Source organism: Halomonas halodenitrificans DSM 735 (assembly GCF_000620045.1).
GTDB classification, from domain to species: Bacteria; Pseudomonadota; Gammaproteobacteria; order Pseudomonadales; family Halomonadaceae; genus Halomonas; species Halomonas halodenitrificans.
In genome coordinates this window covers 88,696-111,988 of record NZ_KK211058.1, presented here as the reverse complement: position 1 = coordinate 111,988, position 23,293 = coordinate 88,696, and the positions used below count along the sequence as shown (strand labels likewise).

The window sequence follows — 23,293 nt, the reverse complement described above, 5'->3', positions numbered from 1 at the left end:
TACGGGCTGGCATACTGCGCACCATCGGGCATCGCCAGGACGATGCCAAGGCATTCAACGAGGCCGTTTGATCATGCAAGACCACCAGCTCTTCAACCGTCCCCTGGTCGAGAAATATGACCGCCCCGGGCCACGTTACACCTCCTATCCCACGGCGCCTCAGTTCCATGCGGCCTTCGCCGAGGATGATTATCGTGCGGCCGCCCAGCGCAGCAACGGGGCCGCCGTGCCCAAGCCGCTGTCGGTCTATGTGCATATTCCCTTCTGCAAGAGCCTCTGCTACTACTGCGCCTGCAACAAGATCATTACTCATAATACCGAGCGTGCGGCGGAATACCTGGCCTGGCTTCAGCAGGAGATCCGTGTGCAGGGAGCGCTGTTCGACGAGACACGGCGCATGACCCAGCTGCACCTGGGCGGGGGGACGCCGACCTACCTGAGCAATGCCCAGCTGGGCGAACTGATGGCGAGCCTGGATGATGCCTTCCACTTCGCACCGCCAGAGGAGCGCGAGTTCTCGCTGGAGGTGGACCCGCGCACCGTCACTCCCGAACAGATCCATGAACTGCGTGCGCTGGGCTTCAACCGCCTGAGCTTCGGGGTGCAGGACTTCGACCTCGACGTCCAGAAGGCCGTCAACCGTGTGCAGAGCGAGGAGGATGTCATCTCCCTCATGCACGCCGCCCGCGAGGCGGGCTTCGAGTCGATCAGCGTCGATCTGATCTATGGCCTGCCGCTGCAGACGGTGGCCAGCTTCGATACCACCCTGGACAAGATCATCGCCCTGCGCCCGGATCGCATCGCCACCTACAGCTATGCCCACCTGCCGGAGCTGTTCAAGGCCCAGCGTCTGATTCGTCCCGAGGACATGCCGCCGCCGGAGCGCAAGCTGGAGCTGCTGGAGCTGACCATCCGTCGGCTGACCGAGGCCGGGTACGTCTATATCGGCATGGACCACTTCGCCCTCCCCGAGGATGAGCTGACCCTGGCCCGGGAGAACGGCACCCTGCAGCGCAACTTCCAGGGTTACTCGACCCATGCCGACTGCGACATGATCGGCCTGGGCATCACGTCCATCGGCAAGGTCGGCGACACCTACAGCCAGAACGTCAAGGAGACGGCCCAGTATCAGCATCGCCTGCAGGAAGGGCGCCTGGGGGTATTCCGCGGCTACCGGCTCAGCGACGATGATCGCCTGCGTCGCGACGTGATCAACGCCTTGATGTGCCATAACCGCATCGACTTCGCCGCCATCGAGGACGAACACGGCATCGTCTTCCGTGACTATTTCGCCGATGCCCTGAGCGAGCTTCAGGAGATGGCCGATGACGGCCTGCTGGCGATCCACGAGGCCGAGATCGAGCTGCTCCCGGCGGGTCGGTTGATGATGCGTAACGCCGCCATGGCCTTCGATGCCTACCTGGCCCACAGCAAGGGGCGCTATTCGCGCACGGTATAAGCAAAAAAGCCACCCTCCGAGGAGGGTGGCGCAAGACCGTGACTAGCAATGAGGAGGGAGAAACCAGGGCAGGAGACTGGCGGGTCCTGCCCGGTGACGGCGCCTCATCAACGCCGACAAGGAAAGAGTAATCGTTCTCGTTTGTTTCGTCAACACAAATGCGAACGTTTTTTATTAAAGCGTCTCTCAGGCTCCCGCCAGGCGCAGCCACAGTGGCAGGGTCGCCATGGCCAGCAGGGTCTGGCCGGTAATCAGGGCGGCCATCATCTCGGCGTCTCCGCCCAGCTGGCGGGCCAGGATATAGGCCGAGGTCGCGGTGGGTAGCGCCGCGAACAGCAGCACCACATCGCGGCTCACTGGGTCGAGCCCTAACAGCAGGGCCAGGATCAAGGCCGTGGCCGGCATCAACCCCAGCTTGACCAGATGGCTGGCCCAGATGCCACGGTCGCGGCGAACCAGGGCGGCGGGACGCAGCGCTACCCCTACCGCGACCAGGCCCAGGGGCAGGGCCGCGCGCCCCAGCAGCTCCACCGTGGCTTCGCTCCAGCCCGGCAGGCCGATGCCGCCGATATTGAGCCCGATGCCGACCAGGCAGGCCAGGATCAGCGGGTTGCGACTCAGGGCCGCCAGGCTCTTGCCCAGGCTGCCGCGGCCCAGGGTGCCCGCGGCGATAAAGCTGCCGACGCAGAGGACGTTGACCACCGGCACCATCAGCGCCACGGCCACCGCGGCCACGGTCGCCCCCGGCGCTCCATGCAGGGCGGCGGCGCCGGCCACGCCCACATAGGTATTGAAGCGCAGTGCGCCCTGGAAGGCGGAGGTGAAGGCCGCGGCCTCCATGCCCAGCCAGCCGCGCATTCTCCACAGCAGTGCGGCGAAGGTCACCATGGCGCCCAGCAGGGCGATTGCCACCCGGGTGACCGGCACCTGGCTGACATCGGCGGTGGCCAGGGTCGCGACCAGCATGGCGGGGAACAGCAGGAAATAGATCAGCCGCTCCAGTTGTGGCCAGAAGTCGGCTCCTGGCTGACGCAGCCAGCCCAGTACGCTGCCCAGCAGGATCAACAGGAACAAAGGCCCCAGTGCACCCGCAATCTCCGCCATGTCGGCCTCCTTGGTCTTGTTGCCTGCGACATCGTTCCGCAGTCTGCCACAAACGAATGCTGGTAAGCTTGCCGATATTCGTTCTCCAGCGTGATGACCACGACCCCCCCATGGCAGATTCCACCATGACATCGACTCCACGTCCGCCGCTGTTGCGCCTGCTGGTGCTGTTTACCCTGGGCACGGTGATCGTGGCCCTGTTCTTTTTGGTCAGCCATCAACTGCGTGACGTGGGGCAGGTACGCTGGTATCCCGAAGTGCCCGAGTGCGAGCTGAGTGCCGGGCCCTGCCAGGCCGAGTTGGGTGATGGGCGTCGGCTGACACTCGACCTCGGGGTGCGGGGCCGGATTCGAGCCCTGCAACATATGCCGCTCGAGGTATCCCTGGAGGGCGTGAATGCCGAGCGCGTGGTGGTGGATTTTGTCGGCCATGACATGGACATGGGGCTGCATCGCTACCCCCTGAGTGCCGACGACGACGGGCGTTATCGCGGCGTGGGGCAGATACCGATCTGCACCGAGGCGGTGATGCCCTGGCGGGCGCGTGTCATTGTCGAGACGGCCGATGGTAAGCTGGGCAGCGGGTTCGATTTCGAGGTAGAGGAGGACGCGCCATGAAGCGCAAGGGAGTCTGGGCCGGCATCGCCCTGATCGGGCTGCTGCTGGCGCTGGGTGGCGTCGGCTGGTACCAGCAGCAGTTGGGCACCGGAGCCGACGGCGCGCCCGTTGGCGGGCCGATAGAGCTGCCCTCGACCCGGGGAGGGGACTTCAGCCTCGAGCGCCTGGACGATGATCAGCTGGCGGTGGTCTTCTTCGGCTACACCCATTGCCCCGATGTCTGCCCCATGAGCCTGGCGGTGGTGCGTCAGGCGCTGGCGGAGCTCGAGCCCGCCCAGCGCGAGCGGGTCGTGCCGCTGATGGTCTCCGTGGATCCCGAACGCGACAGCCTCGAGCGGCTGGACGAGTATCTGGCCTTCTTCGGTGAGCGCTTCATCGGCGCTACCGGCAGCCCGGCGCGGCTCGAGGAACTGGCGGAACGCTATGGCGTCGTGTGGCGCCGGGTCGAGGCGCCGGACTCGGCCATGGATTACTCCATCGACCACAGCTCGTCACTCTACCTGGTGGATAACGAGGGCGAGATTCGGCGGCGGGTGCTCTACTCTCCCTCGCATCAGGGCCTGCTCGTCGCGCTGCGCGAGGCGCTCTAGGCTCTTTTCCAGTCTCTCGCACGGAAGCCTGCGCGGCACGAGGCGTCCTGGATAGGCCCTCGTGCAGCGCCGCCGATCAGCGTGTCCGGGGCGTGTCCTGAAGCCGCTCCAGCATGGCCATCAAGGCACGCGTCTGGGTGCCCTGACGGCTATCGTGCATGGGGTCGATCTGCCAGGTGCTCTCCGCATAGCCCCACCAGTCCCAGCACGCCTGGGGGTTGCCCAGGCGAGTCTCGGCCTGGGGGTAGACCACGATACGGCGGTTCTCCGCCGCCCAGGCATTGAGCCCGGAGTGGCGAACGAAGGCCTCGCCGATCTGTTCGGCGGCCATGCTGCAGCCATGCAGGGCCATGCTGACCCGACAGCCACCCGCCTCGCATCCTTCCGGGACGAACAGATAGCCGGTATCGGCAAGCCCCTTGGCGTCGTAGTCGCCCTGGTCGAAGCGTTGCAGCTCGCCGGGAGGCGCACCGCCCGTGGGGGCGGTTTGGTCACCGTGCAGCCAGTGCAGGGCATCACCGGCGATATCCAGCCCGCAGGCCAGCAGATGGGGGGGGCCGGCGTCATGGCAGTCGGCCAGCTCGTCGCCATCGGCATGAGCCACCGTGGTGTCGACGGGCCAGCCATGGCCCACCTCGGCATCCTGGCGCAGCTGGAGCTGCGAGGGGTCCTTCAGCCAGCCGCGGAACTGCTCGGCCAGCGCCTCTCCCAGCCGTGGTTCGACGACCTCGTCGGCGCCGCCATGCCAGACATAGACCCTGAGTGCCTCCAGCGCCTCGGCCTCGCCGACCAGGTCGCGCTCACGATAGCCTGCAAGGCGCTGTGTCAGCGCCTGCATATCGGGCATGCCGCGCCGGGTGGACATGCACTGACCCAGCGCCAGCCCCAGTGAGCCCTGGGCACAGGACCAGGGGCCGGCGGCCAGGACGCCAAGCCCGGTGAAGCGTTCAGGCCAGGCCACGGCCAGCTGAGTCGCCATATAGCCCCCCGAGGAGACGCCGAGCACGCTGGTCTCTGCGGGGCTGGCGGCCAGCGCCGGGAGTGGCTGGGGGGGCGGCGTATCGGCGAGCAGCGAGGCCGCGGGCAGCGCGGCAAGCATGGCGAGGGCTGCCCGCGTGCCCGACCGAGGCTTACTCACTCGCGTCGCTAGCGTCGGCGGCATCCTCGTCGCCCTCGTCAACGCTCGCGTCGGCGCTGTCGCCGGATGACGTCTGGGCGTCGTTGATGCCCAGCAGCTCGACCTTGAACGTCAGGGTCTCATAGGGTCCGATGGGCCCCTGGCCCTGGGCGCCATAAGCGAGCTCATGGGGAATGGTGATCTCCCAGGTGTCTCCCACGCTCATCAGCTGCAGGGCTTCCTGCCAGCCTTCGATCACCTGGTCGACGCGGAAGCTGACCGGCTCGCCACGCGCATAGGAGCTGTCGAAGACGGTGCCGTCGATCAGGGTGCCCTCGTAGTGCACCTCGACGCTGTCCTGGGCGCCGGGGCTGGCACCCTCGCCGGACGCCAGTTCACGATACTGCAGGCCGGAGTCGGTCGTCTCGACGCCGTCGCGCTCGGCGTTCTCGGCCAGATAGGCCTCGCCTTCGGCGCGGTTGGCTTCGGCGGCGGCCGCGGCTTCTTCCTGGCGTGCCGCCGCGGCCTGCTGCTGGAAGGTCATCAGCGTCTCGGCCATCTCCTCGTCGCTTAGCTCGAGGTCATCGCCGGCGAAGACATCCTGAATCGCCTGGGTGAAGGCGTCGACATCGAGGCTCTCGACATCCTGCTGGATGCTCTGTCCCAGGGTCACCCCCAGGCTGTAGCCCAGTTTCTCTTCGTCACTTTCCGGGGCACCGATCGCCAGGGGCGCGGCGCCCATCAGGGCGGCGAGGGAGGCGGTCGTCAGCAGTCGTTTCATGAAACTCACTTGTGATTCCGGCGCCAACGGCGCCTGACATGAATGGAAATAAAGCGTGAAAACCTCAGACCATAACAGGGTCGGCAGGGTTCCGCACCCCGGTGCAGAGACCCGTGACAGGACGGCGGGCCGGGCATTATGGCACGCCGACCGGGGGCGCCCCCGGCTTGACATGGGGATGACTTTGCTCTTCTCTAAAGTTACATCAACAAGAGAGGAACGACGCATAATGAACATGAAACTGAGCAAGATCGCCCTCGGGGTTGCCGCCGTTGGCATGATGAGCGCGGCGACATCGGCCAGCGCCGAGACGTGGCGTTTCGGCCTCGAGGAAATCGAGGGCAGCGTTCAGCACGGCTATGCGGTGGAGTTCAAGAAGCTGGTCGAGGAGAAGACCGACGGCGAGGTCACCGTCGAGCTGCTTCCCTACGGCTCCTGGGGTTCTACCTATTCGGCTCTCTACGATGCGATCCAGGGCGGCTCGATCCCGCTGGGCTTTGGCTCGGGTGCACTGGGCGGCACGGTTCCCGAAAGTCAGCTTCTCAGCCTGAACTTCGTCATGCCCGCGGATCAGATGAAAACGGTGGAAGTGCTTAACTCGCCGGAATTTCTCAAGAGCGATCCCTGGCAGGAAGCCTTCCGCGAGCGCGGTCTCGTTCCACTCGCCGAACTGGCCGAAGGCTACCAGGTGTGGACGACCAACAAGGCGATCGAAGAGCCGGCCGACATGGACGGCCTGCAGATTCGCGTCATGGACAACAGCCTGCTGCGCGAAGCGTACAAGGCTTACGGAGCCGCTCCCATCTCTATTGCCTACGGCGAGCTCTACAGCGCCCTGCAGCAGGGTCAGGCGGAAGGCAATATCCAGCCGGTATTCGCCCATGAAGAGATGGGTTTCTACGAAGTTCAGGACTACATGATCTTTGCCAAGCAGGCGCAATTCGTGGCCACGCTGATGGGCAACAGCGACTGGTATGAAGGCCTGGACGACGAGCACCAGGCGATGCTCGACGAGGTGACTGCCGAGCTCGTTGAGACGGGTCACGACATTCAGAGCGAGTTCAACTCGACTCGTCTGGATACCATCAAGGAAAACAGCGACATCAATATCATCGAGCTGAACGACGAGCAGCGCAAGAAGTTCCGCGAAATGGCCGACCCCGTTCGCGACACCTTCGCCGAGGACGTCGGCGAGCGCGGCAAGAAGGCACTCGATATTCTGGTCGAGGAGTTCAACTCCGACGACGCCGAATAAGGTCGCACCCTGGTCGAAGGGCCCAGGCACTTCGACACGGTGATACCGGGTGGTTGAACGGACAGGGTTCCGTGAAACCGCCCGGTTTTTTTGTGGTTCAGCGCCGATCAGCGTGACGCCGCAGGATAGGTGGAATCGGTCCGCCGCAGCAAGCGTCTGCGCATCGCGACCGGAAGCCACTCGCCTCCCGCGGTAGCCGCTCAAGATCAGGCAACGTCACCGAGGCGCCTAGCGGCGCCAGTCGTCCGGTGTGCCCGGTCGACTACCGCTTCACGCCAGTTTACGAAGAACCCAAAGAGAGGGGGAGGCTGCATCAGCCTCCCCCGTTTTCCATTCCGGGTCGCCCGGGATTGTCGCCTAGTTGCTGCCCAGTGAAGGCAGCAGCAGCGAGATCTGTGGAAACAGGATCAGAATGAAGGTAGCCAGCACCATGATTGCGATGAACGGCGGCGTACCGCGCACAACGTCCATGTAGGGCCGGCGGAAGACGGCAATGGCGGTGAAGATGTCGCAGCCGAAGGGCGGGGTCGCCGAGCCGATGGCCGCCTGTAAGGTCACGATCACGCCGACGTGAATCGGATCCAGCCCTGTGGCCATGACCAGCGGCTTGAAGATCGGCACCAGTATCAGGATGACGACGATGGGATCGACGAACATACAGCCGATGAAGAAGGCCGCGGCGATCAGCATCAGCGCCAGTATCTGGCTATCGCCAATGCCTTCGATGAGCGGGCTGAGAAGCTGCTCGGGAACGCCGGCCGTCCCCAGGGTCTGCGAGAACGCGGCGCCGATGGCCACCAGGATGAAGACGACGGCGGTAATCATGCCGGTCGAAAGTGCCAGGCCGCCGAGATCGCGAATGGAAACCTGACGGTAGATCACGACCTCCAGGATCAGCGCATAGGCGACTGCCACCGCGGAGGCTTCGACCGCGCTGAAGAAGCCGCCGTAGATGCCGCCGACCACCAGTACCGGAAAGCCGAGCGGCAGGATGACCTTGCGAATGGCCTTGATGCGTTCCTTCCAGGGCGCGCGTTCCTCCGGCTCGATGCCCTTGAGCCGCGCATCGATATAGCAATAGGCCGCGAACATCATCAGGATCAAAAAGCCGGGCAGGATGCCGGCGAGGAAAAGATCGCCGATCGAGGTCTTCATCACCACGCCGTAGATGATGAAGCCGATGCTGGGAGGAATCAGCAGGGCGATATCGCTGGCGTTGATAATCAGCGCAAGGGTGAAGTGATCGGTGTAGCCCTTGGCCAGGAGGCGAGGGCGCATGGGGCCGCCCATGGCTACCACCGTCGCCTGAGTGGAGCCGGAAACGGCGCCGAAGAGGGCGCAGGAGGCGGCCGTCGTGATGGGCAGCCCGCCGCGGATATGGCGGGTGAAGGTGTCGACCACGTCCAGCAGCCGGTTAGCGGTGTGCCCCTTGGTCAGGATGTCCGCGGCGAAGATGAACATCGGCACCGCGGCAAGCACCCAGCTGCCCACGCCGTTGATCATCCAGCTGACGGCCTGATCGGGACCGAAGAAGGTCATGTCGGTGAACATCATGTACAGCGTACCCGCCGCCAGCGGAACCATCATCGGGAATCCGAGAAGCAGCAGCACGAGCATTATAATACCTAGCCAAGCCAGCATGCGGTTATCCTCAGCGTTGTTTTTGCTATGTCGTTAATCATGACGCGCGTCTCCCCCGGAAGGCGGCATCGGAGATATGCGGCCCGACCGTGCTGCGGCTGTCAGTCGTCCGTTGGCACATCTGAGTACTCTTCCTTTTCCCTGAAGTTGCGGTAGATCTCCTTGCTGATCAGGTTGCGTGTAGCGGTCAGGAGGTACTGAATGCCGGCGAGGCTGAAGCCGATGGGCAGTGCCGTATATACCATCCACATGGGGATATGCAGCGAGGAGCTGGTGCGCCCGCGCTCGTGGAGTACCGAGACGTAGCCGATGGACTTGTAGGCAAAATAGAACATCAGGACGGCCGTGCCGACGCAGATGACGATCAGAAGAATCTTGCGGAGTCGCCCGCTGAGCTGCTCGTAGAGGGCGGACATGCTGATGTGACGCGCGTGGCGTGCCGCGTAGCTTACCCCCACGAAGGTGATCACCACGATCAGCATTTCGGTGACTTCGTAGGTTCCCGGAATGCCCTGCTGGAAGACCAGGTTGCTGACCACGTGGGTGCTCATCAACAGTGCCATGGCGAGAATACTGCCGGCCAGGATGGTCTTTTCTACCGCACCCAGCCACCAATCAAGAATATTAAGCATGCCTAGCAGGCTGTTTGGACGCTTTTGGGGCTTGCCGCTGGAGGAGGTTCGATTCATGTTGCACGCTTTCCTTGTTGTATCAGGACGACGCGAACCGGACCGCGTTCGCCTTGTGCCTGAAAGTCATAGACAGCATTGCTCGTGCATCAAGGGTAGTCCTTCACTTTTGAACTTACAGGCTTTGTGAACGCAGTGCCACATGCTGGCGGACCCGAAATGGCTAGAGGAGTCAACGCGAAATCATCGCGGCAGGCGATTCGCCAGCGCTGTCAACGAGCCGACAAGTGCGGTATCGAATGGTGCCAGATGCCGGTATAGACGGGTGTAGAGGTCGCCATCCTGCCGGCGCCAAAGGCGCACACCTTCTCCGCGCTCGGTTATCGCCTGCAGGCGGGCCAGCGCCTGGCGTTCGGCGGCCAGTTCGGCGCGCTTGAGGCGTTCACGCCACTCCTCCAGCGGTGAACCAGGGCGGGCGATGGGTTTCAATGCGCGCCGCCGAGCGCGCAGAGGACGAGTCCTGCAAGCCTGATGCAGACGAATCGGAGCCAGGACCGCGGCTGCATCGGCGTCCGGTACCCGGCCGAGATGATCGAGCCAGCCCAGCCACAGCAGTTCGCATACGTCGGCACCGGCGCGATCCTGGAGCTCGAGGCAGGCATCGGCAACCGTTGGGTCGCCATATCGTGCCAGGGCGTACTGCCAGAGAGCATCGGGGATGCTCAAGGCATAGGGTGATTGGGTAGAATCAGCTGTCATGACACGGTTGTCGCCTTTGCCGAGGGGCAGCCTTACATATTGTCGAATGGAGCCTGCATGATCTCACTGCGTCAAGTTTCCCTGCAACGCGGCACCCAGGCCCTGCTGGAGGGCGCTGACCTTACCCTGCACGCCGGCCACAAGGCGGGGATCGTCGGCCCCAACGGCGCCGGAAAGTCGAGCCTGTTCAAGCTGCTGCTCGGCGAACTGATGCCGGATCGCGGCGATGTCGAGATGAGCGGCGGCCAGCGCATCGCCCATATGGCCCAGGAGGTGGAGGCGCTGTCGCGCTCGCTGCTCGACCATGTCCTCGACGGCCACGCCGAACTGCGCCGTGCCGAGCAGGCTCTGGAGGCGGCCCGCCAGGCGGGCGACGACCACCGCGAGGCCGAGCTGCATGGGGTCATCGAGGCCCTGGACGGCTACAGCGCGCCGGCCAAGGCCGCCCAGCTGCTGGTGGGCCTCGGCTTCTCGCAGCAGGATCTGGATCGACCCCTGTCGTCTTTCTCCGGGGGCTGGCGGATGCGCGTCAACCTGGCGCGCACCCTGTTCATGCCCTCCGACCTGCTGCTGCTGGACGAGCCCACCAACCACCTCGACCTCGATGCCCTGCTGTGGCTCGAGCAGTGGCTTGCGCGCTATCCCGGGACCCTGCTGCTGATCTCCCACGACCGCGACTTCCTGGACGCGGTGTGTGACTGCATCGTGCATTTCGATCGCCGCTCCCTGGAGCTCTATCGTGGTAACTACACCACCTTCGAGCGTACCCGGGCCGAGAAGCTGGCGCTGCAGCAGGCCGAGGCCGCCAAGCAGCAGGCGCGGCGGGAGGAGATCGAGCGCTTCGTGGCACGCTTCCGCGCCAAGGCCACCAAGGCCCGCGCGGCCCAGAGTCGCCTGAAGATGCTCGAGCGCATGGGCGATATCGCCGTGGCCCACGCCGATTCGCCCTTCCACTTCAGCCTGCCCGCCGCGGACAAGACGTCCCATCCGCTGCTGGTGCTGGACGAGGCGCGGCTGGGATATCGTCCCCGGGGCGAGGCGCCGGGGACAGAGAAGGTCCAGCTCGACGGCGTCAAGCTGACGCTGCTGCCTGGCCAGCGCATCGGCCTGCTGGGCCCCAATGGTGCCGGCAAGTCGACGTTGATCAAGACTCTCACCGGGGAGCTTGCGCTGCTCTCCGGCAAGCGCATCGCGGGCGAACACCTCAAGGTTGGCTACTTTGCCCAGCACCAGCTGGAGGGGCTGGATCTCGCCGCCACGCCCTTCATGCATGTGCAGCGCCTGTCGCCTACCGCCAGTGACCAGGAGATCCGCAACTTCCTGGGTGGCTTCGGGTTCCCGGGCGACGATGTCTTCGGTGAGGTGGGGCGCTTCTCGGGGGGAGAGAAGGCGCGCCTGGCGCTTTCCCTGGTGGCCTGGCAGAAGCCTAACCTGCTGCTGCTCGATGAGCCGACCAACCACCTGGACCTCGAGATGCGCGAGGCGCTGACCGAGGCCCTGGCAGGCTTCGAGGGCACGGTGATCATCGTCTCCCACGACCGCCATCTGCTGCGGGCCAGCGTGGACGAGTTCTGGCGGGTGGCCGATCACCGGGTGGAGCCCTTCGACGGCGACCTCGAGGACTATCGCGCCTGGCTCAAGGCGCGTCTGGAGGGTGAGCGGCGCGAGGCTCGAGGCGACAAGGCGGAGCGTCAGGCCGAGGAAGGCGCGCCCCGGGAGGATCGCAAGGCGTCGCGTCGCGCCGCCGCCGAGTTGCGCGAGAAGCTGCGCCCGTTGAAGAAGCAGCGCGACCGCGCCGAGCAGGCCATGGAGAAGATCCAGGCCGAGCTCGCCGGGGTGGAGGAGGCCCTGGGCGATGCCGAGCTCTATACCGACCCCGCCCGCAAGGACGAGCTCACCACGACCCTGGCCCGCCAGGGCGAGCTAAAGTCCCGGCTCGACGACCTGGAGGCGGACTGGCTCGCCGCCGAGGAGGCCCTGGAAGCCATGGAGGCCGAACTCGGTGGCTGAGGTGTCTGTGTCTGTGTCTGGGAGAGCCGGGCAAGCACGAAAAGCGACATATACCCCGGGTTGCTGGCGCAAGCGAAGCGACGTCCGGCGATCGCCAGGGATGGCGAGCGAGGGTCACCCGTGAGGGATTATGTTGTGACCCGACGGACAAGTCGCGAGCGAGGCGGCAGGGTTTCAACCCGGGGGTCGCGACTCGTGCTTGCCCGGCGATGCTCAGGGGGCTGGCCTTCGGCCCCCGTCAGCTTTCCAGCAGGAAGGTCACCGGGCCGTCATTGACCAGTGCGACCCGCATGTCGGCGGCGAATTCCCCGCTGGCGACCTTCGGCCAGGCGGCCTCGGCACGCTCCAGCAGTCGATGGAAGAGGCGGTCGCCATCGGCGGGCGGGGCCGCGCTGGAGAAACCGGGGCGCAGCCCCTTGCGGGTGTCGGCGGCCAGGGTGAACTGGGACACCAGCAGCAGGCCGCCGTCTACCTGCTGCAGGTTGAGGTTCATCTTGCCTTCGGCGTCGCCGAATACCCGATAGTGCAGCAGCTTGTGGAGCAGCCGCTCCACCGCGGCCTCGTCGTCGCCCTTCTCGACTCCGACCAGGGCCAGCAGGCCGTGGTCGATGGCGCCCACGACGCGGCCTTCCACCTCGACGCTGGCGTGGGTCACTCGCTGGATCAATGCCTTCATTCTTGCCTCCTCTTCTAGCCTCCTGTTTATTCTTGCCGCCCTGGAATCATGAACGCCGCGCAGCGTCGCACCGGCCGAGCGGATCGTCGGGCTGGAGGCTACCACCAGGCATGGAAGTGGTGCACCGGCCCGCGCCCACTCCCGACATCCAGCCGAGGGCTCGCGACCAGCGCCGCGCCCAGCCAGCGCTTGGCCGAGGCCACCGCTTCCTGGAGGGATTCGCCCCGGGCCAGGCGTGCGGTGATCGCCGAGGAGAGGGTGCAGCCGGTGCCGTGGAGGTTGGCGGTATCGACCCGGGCGCCCTCGATCCAGGTGGCCGCCTCGGCGGTGACCAGCAGGTCGGGGCACTCCTCGCCGCGTAGATGCCCCCCCTTGAGCAGGGTGGCCCCGGCGCCCAGTTCGCGCAGTGCCGGGGCCATCGCCAGCATGCCGGCTCGGTCGACCGGGGCCGGGGCGTCCAGCAGCACCGCGGCTTCGGGCAGGTTGGGAGTGATCAGATCCGCCATGGGCACCAGCACCTCGCGCACCGCACGGATACCGGCGTCATCGACCAGGATATCGCCACTCTTGGCCACCATGACCGGGTCGAGCACTATCCAGCTCGGGCGGCGTTGCACCAGGGCATCGCGGATCACCTCGGCGACCTCACGGCTGGCCACCATGCCGATCTTGGTCGCATCGAGGCGGACGTCGTCGAGCAGGGCCTCGAGCTGGGCGGCGATAAAGTCCGCGGGTACCGGATGGACCCCGCTGACGCCGCGAGTGTTCTGGGCGGTCAGGGCGGTGATGACGCTGGTCGCATAGGCACCCAGCGCCGAGAGGGTCTTGAGGTCGGCCTGGATGCCGGCGCCGCCGGAGGGGTCGGAGCCGGCGATGGTCAGGGCGTTGGGAATCGGGTCGGAGAGAATCATGGCTTCCTTGTCGTCACTGGATCTATGGAGCGATATCGGAAGATTACACCACCGAGGGTAGCCAGGTGGCGAGTTGCGGGAACAGTGCCAGGGCCAGCAGCATGCCGAGCTGGATCAGGATGAAGGGGATCACCCCGCGGTAGATCGCCGAGGTGGGCACCGACTCAGGCGTGACGCCGCGCAGATAGAAGAGCGCGAAGCCGAAGGGTGGTGTCAGAAACGAGGTCTGCAGGTTCACCGCGATCATGATGCCCAGCCAGATGGGGTCGAGCCCCATGGCCAGCAATACCGGGCCGATGATGGGGACCACCACGAAGGTGATCTCGATAAAGTCGAGAATAAAGCCGAGAAAAAAGATTACCAGCATGACCACCAGGGTGGCGCCCACTACACCGCCGGGCAGCGAATCGAACAGCTCGACGATCAGTTCCTCGCCGCCGAAGGCGCGAAATACCAGCGAGAACAGGGCGGCACCGATCAGGATCAAGAACACCATGCTGGTGACCTGAGCGGTGGAGTGAACCACATCGCGCAGCATCCTGAGGTTCAGACGCCGATTGGCCAGGGCCAGCAGGAAGGCGCCGAAGGCGCCCACCGCCGAGGCCTCGGTAGGGGTGGCGAAGCCGCCGAGGATCGAGCCCAGTACGGCGACGATCAGCAGCACCGGCGGCAGCAAGCCCTTGAACAGCAGTGGCCAGATGCTGCCACTGTGACCCAGCTCCTCCATCAGTGCCTGGCGGTCCACCGGCGGGGCCAGATCGGGCTTCAGCCAGGCGGTAAGGGTCACATAGAGCATATAGGCCGCCACCAGCAGGAGTCCCGGAATCAGCGCACCGATAAAGAGGTCACCCACCGAGAGAGTCTTGGGGCTCCAGACGCCCATCGCCAATTGAGCCTGCTGATAGGCATTGGAGAGCACATCGCCGAGCAGCACCAGGGCGATGGAGGGGGGGATGATCTGCCCGAGGGTGCCGGTGGCGCAGATGCTGCCGGTCGCGAGTGACGGCGAGTACCCGCGCTTGAGCATGGTGGGAAGCGACAGCAGCCCCATGGTCACCACGGTGGCGCCGACGATACCCGTGGAGGCGGCCAGCAGGGTGCCGACCAACACCACGGCGATGCCCAGCCCACCGCGCAGGGCGCCGAAGGCCAGCGCCATGGCATCGAGCAGCGTCTCGGCGACACGCGACTTCTCCAGCAGAACTCCCATCAACACGAACAATGGGACTGCCAGCAGTGTCTGATTCGTCATGATGCCATAGAGGCGGTTGGGCATGGCGCTCAGGTAGCCCGCCTCGAAGGGAACGGGGACTCCCAGGTGAGTCAGCGTCACGCCGAGGCCGGCAAAGAACAGGGCGGTGCCCGCAAGCGACAGGGCCACCGGATAGCCGAGCATCAGTACGCCGCAGATAGTGACAAACAGCAGCAGGGGAAAGAGTTCAAGCAGCATCGTCAGCATCATGACTCTTCCTCGTGGTGCGGAGCCCCAGAAGGAAGCCGGCTGCGGCGGACCAGAGTCTGGCGAATCAGCTGGGCGATGCCCTGCAGTATCAGCAGTGTGGCCATCACCGGGATCAGGCTCTTGAGCAGGAAGACGCCGGGGATGCCGCCGTCCGGAGATCGCTCGAGGATCGCCCAGCTGCTGCCGGCATAGCCCAGGCTGCCGAGCAGAATATAGAACGAGACCGGCAGCAGCAGGAAAAGAGTGCCGAACAGATCGACGCCGGCACGGCTACGCGGCGAACGCTTGCGATAGAAGATATCCACGCGCACATGGCCGTCGTGGTGAAGGGTCCAGGCGGCGCCGAGCATGAACACCATGGCGTGCATGTACGTCACCGACTCCTGCAGGGCGATACTGTGGATACCGAAGACGTAGCGCATCACCACGATGGCGAACTGCACCACCATCATCACCAGTACCAGCCAGGCGGTAGTGCGCCCTATCAGGTCGGTCACGGCATCGAGCCCTCTGAGCAAGGCCGATGGATGATTATCAGGCATATCGCCTCCTGCAGGATGGTCAGGAGGCGCATCTTCGCCGATTCGACATCAGACGTCACCCACTGCCGGCTCCTGGGCCTAGCCGGTGGTGTCTTGCGGCCGCGCGAGAAGCGTCTCCAGGCAGGCGGCCGGCAGGCGAACGTCCACGGCGATCGGCAGGTGATCCGAAAACAGGTGGTCGAGCACGCGAACCTCATCGGCCTCCAGGGAGTTGGAAAGCAGGATATGGTCCAGGGCGCGGCGCGGCTGCCAGGAGGGGTAGCTCAAGGGGGGGCGCACGGGGTGAAGCGGCAGCGAGGCCGAGAAGCGCTGATGGCCACGGAGCTGCTCGGGGGTGCAGTTGAGGTCGCCCATCACCACCACGTGGCGTAGCGGCTGGATGATCTCGGAGAGATAATCGAGCTGGCGAACCCGGCCTCGATGACTGAGGGCCAGGTGGGCGACGAACAGGTGGAGTGCGTCGGGACCCTCGCCGAAGCGGGCGTGGATGGCGCCGCGCCCGGGTAGGGTACCCGGGAGCTGGTGCTCCTCGACATGGGCCGGGGGAAGCCGCGACAGCAGGCCATTGCTGTGCTGAGCGATGCGACCCAGATTGCGATTGAGCTGCTGGAAGTGGTGGGGGAAGCCGCCATGGGTGGCCAGGTACTCCACCTGGTTGACGTGGCTGGAGCGGAAACTGCCGCCGTCCACTTCCTGGAGCCCCACCACATCGAAGCGCCCCAGCACCTCGCTGACCATGTCCAGGCGATGCAGCCGCCGAGGATGGGGCAGCAGATGCTGCCAGCTACGGGTCAGGTAGTGGTGGTAGGCCGAGGTCTGAATGCCCACCTGAAGATTGAAGGTGAGCAGCTTGAGGTGGCCGCCCTCCAGGGGCGGCATCCTTGCTTCGGCCAGTTGGAGCATCTTAGTTTTCACGCTCCTCGCGAACTTTATCGACCAGTGCCTCGGCGATCTGCGGCATATTGGCCAGGCTACCGGCGCTGCTCGGGGTCACCAGATAGCGGCCGTCGACCATCAGGGCGGGCACGCCCATCAGGCGCATGCTGCGCATGCGGGCATTCGCCTGGTTGACGCGGCTCTTCACCGCGAAGGAGTTCAGGGCCTGTTGGGCCTCGTCCTCGCTGACGCCGTAGTCGCTGAAGAAGTCGGCAATGGCGCCGACGTCGGTCAGGCTGCGCTTCTCCTCATGAACGGCGTGGAAGAAGTCACTATGGGTGTCATCGAGGATACCCAACTCGTCGGCGGCGTAGAAGGCCAGGGCATGTTGGTTCCAGTCACCGCCCATGGTGGCCGGCATGCGCTGGAAGTCGATATCGTCGGGAAGGTCGGCGATCCAGGCGTTGAGCGGCTCTTCGAGGTTGTAGCAGTGGGGGCAGCCATACCAGAAGGCCTCGGTGACCTCGATCTGCCCCTCGTCCACCTGGGTTTCCACGGCCTCGGGCAGCACCTCGTAGTGCTCGCCCTCCACCAGGTTCTGGGCGCTGGCCAGGCCCGGTAGTGTCAGGCCGGCGAGCACAAGCATAAGGGGCTTCAACATGGGCATCTCTCTCCTTGGGATGAGTCACGTTCCGGGGTATCCGGGTATCGCTGCCTTTGAACGTGGCGATGAGCCAGGGTTCCCGACAGGCGTTACGATATATATGACAGGGGCGGCCCGAAGGCCGCCCCGAATGATGTCTTGCAGGCCAAAAACGGCGGCCTCAGTTCAGGTCCGGCACCTCAGTTCAGGCCCAGTACATAGTTGGCCACGGCTTCCATGTCGCGATCGCTCATCTTGGAAGCGATATCACGCATGATACTGGCAGGATCATTGGCGCGATCACCGGCGGCGAAGTCCTGCAGAGTAGCCATGGTGTAGTCGGTATGCTGGCCGGAGAGCGCCGGGTAGACCGCCGTGCCGATACCCTGACCGGTCGGTGTGTGGCAGGCGGCACAGGCCGGGATGCCCTTGGCCATGTCGCCGGCACGGTAGAGCTCACGGCCGTGCTCGACCAGCAGTTCGTCGGAATCGGCCTGGCCCAGGGCGGCGTTCTTGTCGGCATAGAACTTGGCCACGTCCCAGGCATTCTGGTCGGAGAAGCTGTCCACCTGGCCGGCCATCTCGGGCACCACGCGGTTGCCATCGCGGATATCCATGATCTGCTTGGCCAGATAGGAGGCCTGTTGGCCCGCCAGGTTGGGGAAGGCGCCCGAGGGGCTGATGCCTTCCTGGCCGTGGCAGGCGGCGCAGGCCACCGCCTTTTCCTTGCCCGCTGCCGCATCGGCATCGGCCTCGAGGTCCGCGTGGGCGGCGCCGACGGCGCCCATGGTGATTGCCAGGCTTGCCAGTAACTTTCTCATCGCTAATCCACTATGCCGTTACGTTGTTGACCGGTACGTACCCTGGGTGTCGCCCGGATCGCGACGCCGACCGGCCTCTGTTCTATCCTGAGCGGGCCAATCGCGGACGTCGTGGGCGCGGTGGTACACTAGCGTGCCCCGGGTCGCAGACAAAAGACACTGTATTATACCGAATCACCCCGTCGGCGGGAATGCAAGCCGACGGGCCCTTGATCAATGTCAGGAATTCTTGCCCATGGCGCGACTCAACTATCAGACCGCCCGCTTCCTCATCAGCGCTCCCACCCTGGCCCACTGCCCGGATAACAGCGGCGCCGAGGTAGCCTTCGCGGGTCGTTCAAATGCCGGAAAATCAAGTGCCATCAATGCATTGACGCGTCAGAAGGCGCTCGCAAGAACCTCCAAGACGCCCGGCCGCACCCAGTTGATCAACTTCTTCTCGCTGGGTGATGACCGTGACCGGCGCCTGGTGGACCTGCCTGGCTATGGTTACGCCAAGGTGCCCGAGTCGGTCAAGCTGGAGTGGCAACGCCACCTTTCCGACTACCTGAGGCGTCGTGCCTCCCTGCGCGGCCTGGTGTTGTTGATGGATGTTCGCCACCCGCTCTCGGAGTTCGACGAGACCATGCTCGGGTGGGCCGATGAGCAGGAGATGCCGGTGCATATCCTGCTGACCAAGGCCGATAAACTCAAGCGTGGCCCGGCGGCCGGCGCCCTGCAGCAGGTACGCTCTCGGCTGCGTGAGTGGGAGGACCTGGTGACCATTCAGCTGTTCTCGTCGCTCAAGGGCCAGGGCGTCGAGGAACTCGAGGCGCGCCTCGATGGCTGGTTGCTGGACTAGTCCCGCGCCTCCAGCCAGTCGATCAGCTCGGGTAATTCGCGAACATGGCTCAGGCGATGGATGCCGGCAGGCAGCGAGCGATCATCGGGGCCGATCCAGGCCGCTTGCATGCCCAGGCGGTGAGCGGGCAAGGCATCTTCTTCCCAGGAATCTCCCACATGGAGTGCCCGCTCGGGGTGTGTGCCCAGGTGGGAGAGGGCCAGCAGGAAGGGGCGCGGATCGGGCTTGGGGGCAAGCAGCTCGCCGGCGGCAATGGCCACCGGGAAGTGGCGCCCCAGCGCCAGGCGGGTCACCTCGACGTTGCCGTTGGTGATGCTGGCCAGGCCATAGTGTCGGGCCAGGCCCGTGAGCAGTCGTTCCACCTCGGGGTGCGGCTCGACTTCGTGGCGTAGCTCCATGAAGCGTTCCATGGCGCGCTGTGCCCAGTGTTCGGCGTGCTCCTTCGCCAGCCCGTATTCTCCCAACAGCTCGGTCAGTGCTCGCTGTCGCAGCCAGGTGAAGTCGCCGCGACGCGGGGGGTGAGCGATGGCCAGGGCCTGGCGCCGTGCCACGAACGCTTCCAGTGGGAAGCGGGCGGCGAAGCGCTCGGCAGACTCCAGGGCCTGCCATTCGGCGAGTGCCGCATCGAGCCAGGTGTAGTGGCCGTGCTCGGTCCGGTGCATCACGCCGCCGTTGTCCCACAGGGTGTCATCCAGATCGAAGGTGATTGCCTCGAGATTCATGTCGGGGTCTCGTCGCTGCGTCGACGCCGTGCACGAGGGTGTGCGGCATCGTAGCTGGCCGCCAGGTGCTGCCAGTCGAGGTGAGTATAGACCTGGGTGGTGGAGAGGTTGGCGTGACCGAGCAGCTCCTGAACGGCACGCAGGTCCTGGCTGGACTCCAGCAGGTGGCTGGCAAAGGAATGGCGCAGGCGATGCGGATGCAGGTGCTCGTCGAGGCCGCGGCGGCGAGCAATCAGCGCCAGGCGTTGCTGGATGGCACGATGACCCAGCCGTGTCCCGCGGTTGCTGATGAACATCGCCTGCTCGCCCGCGGCCGCCATGTTCATGCGCAGTTGTAGCCACGCCTCCAGGGCCTGACGGGCCCGCGACCCCACCGGGACCTGGCGTGGCTTGCCGCCCTTGCCCAGCACCCGCACCCGCTCGCCGTGTAGATCGACCAGGTTCAGCCCGGCCAGCTCGGCCAGGCGCAGGCCACTGGAGTAGAAGAGTTCGAGCATTGCCTGGTCGCGCACCGACAGGGGGGAGCCGTCGTGGGGGGTGTCCAGAAAGCTCGCCAGGCGATCCACGTCTACCGGACGGGGCAGGTGGCGCGGCTGGCGAGGGTTGCGCACCAGCGCTACCGGGTTGTGCTCGAGCAGACCCTTGGCAAGCAGGTGGTCCGCCAACTTCGAGCAGGCCGAGCGGCGCCGGGCGAGGCTGCGCGGGCCCAGGCCCCGGGCTCGCTCGCCGCCCAGGAAGCGGCGCAGCAGCCCGGCATCCAGCTGGTGCCACGACGCGATCCCCTGCTCGTCCATAAAGTCGAGCAGGCCTGCCAGGTCGCGCCGATAGGCATCCAGGGTGGCGGGGCTGGCGGTGCGCGAAAGCTGGGCCAGGAAGGCCTCGATCTCGGTGCCGAGTGGCTCCTGGCTAGACATGGTCGGGGCCGAGGCTTATCAGCAGCCGTGCCACCACATCGCCCACGTATTCCGTGAACAGGGTATCCATGCTGGCCCTGAAGTGCTCGGGGTCGGGACTGGCGAGCACCAGATACCCCAGTGGTTCTCCCAGGCTCAGCCGGGTGATGGCGCATGACCCGGAACGACGCGGTGCGCCGGCGTGTGGCAGCAGCCGTTTCCAGTCGGTGGGCGTCAGGCGAGTACAGCGGCTGGTGCGGCCGTCGAGCAGGGAGGAGAGCCGTGAGCCGGCATGTTCGTCGAGTACCTGGCGAGGCGCCTGGGGCGGGTGTGGCTCGTTATCGGAGAGGCTGGCCGGGCACCATAGCGCCACCGCCGGCGTGGAGAAGTGCTCGCCGAGCTGGGTCGCCAGTGCCTGCCCCAGGGCGTCGCGGTCCTGGGCCGCCACCAGCGCCAGCACCAGTTCCCGCGTGCGTCGATACTGGGCCTCGTTGTGGCGCGCCGACTCCAGCAGCTGCTCCAGGCGGCCCTCGGCCTTCTCGGCACGGGCCCGCAGGTCGTGCACCAGGCGCTCCAGCAGCGAGGTAGCCCCGCCCGCTTCGGGATGGGGAACCTTGAGCTGTTGCAGCAGGCCCTCACGGCCGACGAAGAAGTCGGGCTGGGTGGCCAGCCATTCGGCGACCCGATCCGGGTCGAGGGTCTTGAGCGGTTCTGGTGCGACTCGTGACATGCCATCTCCTCGCGGAATCAGGAATTAGTAGAGCAGCAGGCGGCCATCGAAGACGCGTTCGGCGGGGCCGGTCATCGACAGGGGGGTGCCGGGGCCTTGCCACTCGATGGTCAGCTTGCCCCCTGGCAGGTGTGCGGTCACCGGACTGGCTAGCCGCGCCTGGCGAATGCCGCTGGCCACGGCGGCGCAGGCACCGGTGCCGCAGGCCAGGGTCTCCCCGTTGCCCCGTTCGTAGACGCGTAGCCGAATCTCGTGCGCCGACACCACCTGCATAAAGCCCACATTGACCCGCTTCGGGAAGCGTGGATGGCACTCGATGGCCGGCCCCAGGCGTTCGACCGGGGCGCCGTCGACATCGTCGACCGACAGCACCGCATGCGGGTTGCCCATGGACACCACGCCCATTTCGACGGGCTCGCCGTTCACGTCGAGGGTGTGTAGCACCCGGTCGGCCTGGGCGTCGAAGGGCAGCGTGGCGGGGGCGAAGCGTGGTTCGCCCATGTCGACGCGGATGCGGCCGTCGTCTTCCACCTTCAGCACCAGGGGACCGCCAGCGGTCTCCACATGGATCTCGCGCTTGTGAGTGAGTCGCTGATCGCGCACGAAGCGGGCGAAGCAGCGCGCACCGTTGCCGCAGTTCTCCACCTCGCTGCCGTCGGCGTTGTAGATGCGATAGCGGAAGTCCATGTCGGGGTCGCGAGGCGGCTCGACCACCAGCAGCTGGTCGAAGCCGACGCCGAAGCGGCGGTCGGCCAGGCGGCGGACCTGGTCATCGGTGAGGCGGGCGCGCTGGGTCACCAGGTCGACCACCATGAAGTCGTTGCCGAGGCCATGCATCTTGGTGAAGTGCAGCAGCATCAGCGTGGGCCCTCGGCCAGGGAGGCTTCCGGCAGCAGGGCCTCACCCGCCCACAGCTCGGTGAGGCGCTCACGGCGACGCACCAGATGGGGTTGGTTGTCGTCCACCATGACCTCTGCCGGACGCGGGCGGCTATTGTAGTTGGAGGCCATCACGAAGCCGTAGGCGCCGGCGGAACGCACCGCCAGCAGATCGCCGGGGACAATCGCCAGGTCGCGTTCCTTGCCCAGGAAATCGCCGGTTTCGCATACCGGGCCTACCACGTCATAGGTCGCGCTTTGCCTGGCCTGGCGGGTATCCACCGGCAGGATCGCCTGCCACGCCTGGTAGAGGGCGGGGCGGATCAGATCATTCATGGCGGCGTCGACGATGGCGAAATTCTTGGTCTCGCCGGGCTTGAGAAATTCCACGCGGGTCAGCAGGACCCCGGCATTGGCCGCGATGGAGCGGCCCGGCTCGAACAGCAGGGTCAGCCGTTCGCTGCCCTGCCAGCCCGAGAGTCGCTCGAGCAGGGCACTGGCATAGTCGAAGGGGGCGGGGGGCCGCTCGTCGCGGTAGGGCACGCCGAGTCCGCCGCCGAGGTCCAGATGCTCCACCTCGATGCCGCGGCGGCGCAGGGTCTCGAGCAGCAGCAGCAGGCGGTCCAGGGCGTCCAGGAAGGGGGCGATCTCGGTGAGCTGGGAGCCGATATGGCAGTCCAGGCCGGTCACACGCACATTGGGCAGCGTGGCGGCCAGTTCGTAGACGCCCAGGGCCTCGTCGACCGGGATGCCGAACTTGTTGTCCTTGAGCCCGGTGGAAATATACGGGTGTGTGCCGGCGTCCACGTCCGGGTTGACCCGCAGCGACACCGGGGCCACCTTGCCGAGTCGCCCGGCCACGGCGTCGAGACGCTCGAGCTCCGGGCGCGACTCGACGTTAAAGCACTTGATGCCCACTTCCAGCGCCCGGGCCATCTCGGCTTCCTGCTTGGCCACGCCGGAGAAGACCACCTTGGCCGGGTCGCCGCCGGCAATCAGCACCCGCTCCAGTTCACCGACCGAGACGATATCGAAACCGGCGCCCAGGCGAGCCAGCAGCCCCAGCACCGCCAGGTTGGAGTTGGCCTTGACCGCATAGCAGATCAGGTGCGGGTGGCTGCCCAGCGCCTCGGTGTAGGCGCGGAAGTGGCGGGTCAGGGTCGCCTTCGAATACACATAACAGGGCGTACCGAACGACTCGGCGATGGCGGTCAGCGGAACCTCTTCGGCGTAGAGCACCCCGTCGCGATAGTTGAAGTGGTCCATGGCTACTCCTCCGTGTCCTGGGGCGCGGTATCGTCGCGCTCATCGCTGCTCTCGGTTTGGGCATCGCGAG

24 protein-coding genes are annotated in these 23,293 nt (G+C 65.7%); 6 read left to right on the top strand and 18 right to left on the bottom strand.

The window, feature by feature from the left end:
* The first annotated feature begins 73 nt into the window (after positions 1-73).
* Positions 74-1,459: an oxygen-independent coproporphyrinogen III oxidase gene (gene hemN / locus Q358_RS0114455; protein WP_027962623.1), complete on the top strand. Its 1,386-nt coding sequence runs from the start codon at positions 74-76 to the stop codon at positions 1,457-1,459.
* A 186-nt stretch (positions 1,460-1,645) separates the two neighbouring features.
* Here the strand turns inward: hemN and Q358_RS0114450 are convergent, their stop codons facing one another.
* Entirely contained in the window at positions 1,646-2,563 is a 918-nt protein-coding gene (locus Q358_RS0114450) for an AEC family transporter (RefSeq protein ID WP_027962622.1), read from the bottom strand.
* A 110-nt stretch (positions 2,564-2,673) separates the two neighbouring features.
* On the opposite strand from Q358_RS0114450, the gene Q358_RS0114445 reads away from it, so the two are divergent.
* Both Q358_RS0114445 and Q358_RS0114440 read left to right on the top strand, forming a co-directional pair.
* Positions 2,674-3,180: a hypothetical protein gene (locus Q358_RS0114445; protein ID WP_027962621.1), complete on the top strand. Its 507-nt coding sequence runs from the start codon at positions 2,674-2,676 to the stop codon at positions 3,178-3,180.
* Positions 3,177-3,770, top strand: coding sequence for an SCO family protein (locus Q358_RS0114440; protein ID WP_027962620.1), 594 nt, complete (start codon positions 3,177-3,179; stop codon positions 3,768-3,770). Before Q358_RS0114445 ends, Q358_RS0114440 begins: the two co-directional genes overlap by 4 nt.
* Before the next feature lie 76 nt (positions 3,771-3,846).
* On the opposite strand, the gene Q358_RS0114435 is transcribed toward Q358_RS0114440, so the two are convergent.
* Together Q358_RS0114435 and bamJ are read right to left on the bottom strand one after the other, a co-directional pair.
* Positions 3,847-4,869 (bottom strand): poly(3-hydroxybutyrate) depolymerase, encoded by a 1,023-nt coding sequence (locus Q358_RS0114435; protein ID WP_051530424.1) that lies wholly within the window; start codon positions 4,867-4,869, stop codon positions 3,847-3,849.
* A gap of 31 nt (positions 4,870-4,900) precedes the next feature.
* A complete protein-coding gene (gene bamJ / locus Q358_RS17705; protein ID WP_051530422.1) occupies positions 4,901-5,668 on the bottom strand; it encodes a BamJ family beta-barrel-assembly machinery protein in 768 nt (255 codons plus the stop codon).
* Between the two features lie 229 nt (positions 5,669-5,897).
* Between bamJ and dctP the strand changes: the two genes are divergently transcribed.
* Positions 5,898-6,923, top strand: a complete 1,026-nt coding sequence (gene dctP / locus Q358_RS0114425) for a TRAP transporter substrate-binding protein DctP (protein ID WP_342665562.1) — start codon at positions 5,898-5,900, stop codon at positions 6,921-6,923.
* A gap of 357 nt (positions 6,924-7,280) precedes the next feature.
* Here the strand turns inward: dctP and Q358_RS0114420 are convergent, their stop codons facing one another.
* From Q358_RS0114420 to Q358_RS18420, 3 genes are all read right to left on the bottom strand, one after another.
* Positions 7,281-8,564, bottom strand: coding sequence for a TRAP transporter large permease (locus Q358_RS0114420; protein ID WP_027962617.1), 1,284 nt, complete (start codon positions 8,562-8,564; stop codon positions 7,281-7,283).
* A 101-nt stretch (positions 8,565-8,665) separates the two neighbouring features.
* Positions 8,666-9,253: a TRAP transporter small permease gene (locus Q358_RS0114415; protein ID WP_027962616.1), complete on the bottom strand. Its 588-nt coding sequence runs from the start codon at positions 9,251-9,253 to the stop codon at positions 8,666-8,668.
* 183 nt (positions 9,254-9,436) lie between these two features.
* Complete coding sequence (locus Q358_RS18420; RefSeq protein ID WP_084286593.1) at positions 9,437-9,952, bottom strand: TIGR02444 family protein; 516 nt, start codon at positions 9,950-9,952, stop codon at positions 9,437-9,439.
* A 57-nt stretch (positions 9,953-10,009) separates the two neighbouring features.
* On the opposite strand from Q358_RS18420, the gene Q358_RS0114400 reads away from it, so the two are divergent.
* The gene (locus Q358_RS0114400; protein WP_027962613.1) at positions 10,010-11,962 is read left to right on the top strand and encodes an ATP-binding cassette domain-containing protein; all 1,953 of its coding nucleotides are present in this window, start codon (positions 10,010-10,012) and stop codon (positions 11,960-11,962) included.
* A gap of 238 nt (positions 11,963-12,200) precedes the next feature.
* Here the strand turns inward: Q358_RS0114400 and dtd are convergent, their stop codons facing one another.
* The 7 genes from dtd to Q358_RS0114365 all read right to left on the bottom strand — a co-directional run bounded on the left by dtd (position 12,201) and on the right by Q358_RS0114365 (position 17,893).
* The gene (gene dtd, locus Q358_RS0114395; RefSeq protein WP_027962612.1) at positions 12,201-12,638 is read right to left on the bottom strand and encodes a D-aminoacyl-tRNA deacylase; all 438 of its coding nucleotides are present in this window, start codon (positions 12,636-12,638) and stop codon (positions 12,201-12,203) included.
* Between the two features lie 98 nt (positions 12,639-12,736).
* Complete coding sequence (gene thiD, locus Q358_RS0114390; protein ID WP_027962611.1) at positions 12,737-13,549, bottom strand: bifunctional hydroxymethylpyrimidine kinase/phosphomethylpyrimidine kinase; 813 nt, start codon at positions 13,547-13,549, stop codon at positions 12,737-12,739.
* Positions 13,550-13,592: 43 nt separating this feature from the next.
* Positions 13,593-15,008: a TRAP transporter large permease gene (locus Q358_RS0114385; RefSeq protein ID WP_027962610.1), complete on the bottom strand. Its 1,416-nt coding sequence runs from the start codon at positions 15,006-15,008 to the stop codon at positions 13,593-13,595.
* Positions 15,008-15,553: a TRAP transporter small permease subunit gene (locus Q358_RS0114380; protein WP_027962609.1), complete on the bottom strand. Its 546-nt coding sequence runs from the start codon at positions 15,551-15,553 to the stop codon at positions 15,008-15,010. The genes Q358_RS0114385 and Q358_RS0114380 overlap by 1 nt, the downstream gene beginning before the upstream one ends.
* 78 nt (positions 15,554-15,631) lie before the next feature.
* Positions 15,632-16,456, bottom strand: a complete 825-nt coding sequence (locus Q358_RS0114375; RefSeq protein ID WP_027962608.1) for an endonuclease/exonuclease/phosphatase family protein — start codon at positions 16,454-16,456, stop codon at positions 15,632-15,634.
* Position 16,457: 1 nt separating this feature from the next.
* Positions 16,458-17,090, bottom strand: coding sequence for a thiol:disulfide interchange protein DsbA/DsbL (locus Q358_RS0114370; protein WP_027962607.1), 633 nt, complete (start codon positions 17,088-17,090; stop codon positions 16,458-16,460).
* Between the two features lie 182 nt (positions 17,091-17,272).
* Positions 17,273-17,893, bottom strand: a complete 621-nt coding sequence (locus tag Q358_RS0114365; RefSeq protein ID WP_027962606.1) for a c-type cytochrome — start codon at positions 17,891-17,893, stop codon at positions 17,273-17,275.
* A 235-nt stretch (positions 17,894-18,128) separates the two neighbouring features.
* Here Q358_RS0114365 and yihA point away from each other — a divergent pair, with 235 nt between their 5' ends.
* Entirely contained in the window at positions 18,129-18,734 is a 606-nt protein-coding gene (gene yihA, locus Q358_RS0114360; protein WP_027962605.1) for a ribosome biogenesis GTP-binding protein YihA/YsxC, read from the top strand.
* Here the strand turns inward: yihA and Q358_RS0114355 are convergent.
* The 5 genes from Q358_RS0114355 to lysA are packed head-to-tail and all read right to left on the bottom strand — an operon-like array spanning position 18,731 to position 23,223.
* Positions 18,731-19,456 carry an HAD family hydrolase gene (locus Q358_RS0114355; protein ID WP_027962604.1) on the bottom strand — a complete coding sequence of 242 codons (726 nt, stop codon included), beginning with the start codon at positions 19,454-19,456 and terminating at the stop codon, positions 18,731-18,733. The two genes, yihA and Q358_RS0114355, sit on opposite strands and share 4 nt — an antisense overlap.
* On the bottom strand, positions 19,453-20,370 hold the full coding sequence (locus Q358_RS0114350; protein WP_027962603.1) for a tyrosine recombinase XerC: 918 nt from the start codon (positions 20,368-20,370) through the stop codon (positions 19,453-19,455). The genes Q358_RS0114355 and Q358_RS0114350 overlap by 4 nt, the downstream gene beginning before the upstream one ends.
* A complete protein-coding gene (locus Q358_RS0114345) occupies positions 20,363-21,079 on the bottom strand; it encodes a DUF484 family protein (protein WP_027962602.1) in 717 nt (238 codons plus the stop codon). Before Q358_RS0114345 ends, Q358_RS0114350 begins: the two co-directional genes overlap by 8 nt.
* A 24-nt stretch (positions 21,080-21,103) precedes the next feature.
* Positions 21,104-21,937, bottom strand: a complete 834-nt coding sequence (gene dapF / locus Q358_RS0114340) for a diaminopimelate epimerase (RefSeq protein ID WP_027962601.1) — start codon at positions 21,935-21,937, stop codon at positions 21,104-21,106.
* On the bottom strand, positions 21,937-23,223 hold the full coding sequence (gene lysA, locus Q358_RS0114335) for a diaminopimelate decarboxylase (RefSeq protein ID WP_027962600.1): 1,287 nt from the start codon (positions 23,221-23,223) through the stop codon (positions 21,937-21,939). Before lysA ends, dapF begins: the two co-directional genes overlap by 1 nt.
* Between the last annotated feature and the right edge of the window lie 70 nt (positions 23,224-23,293).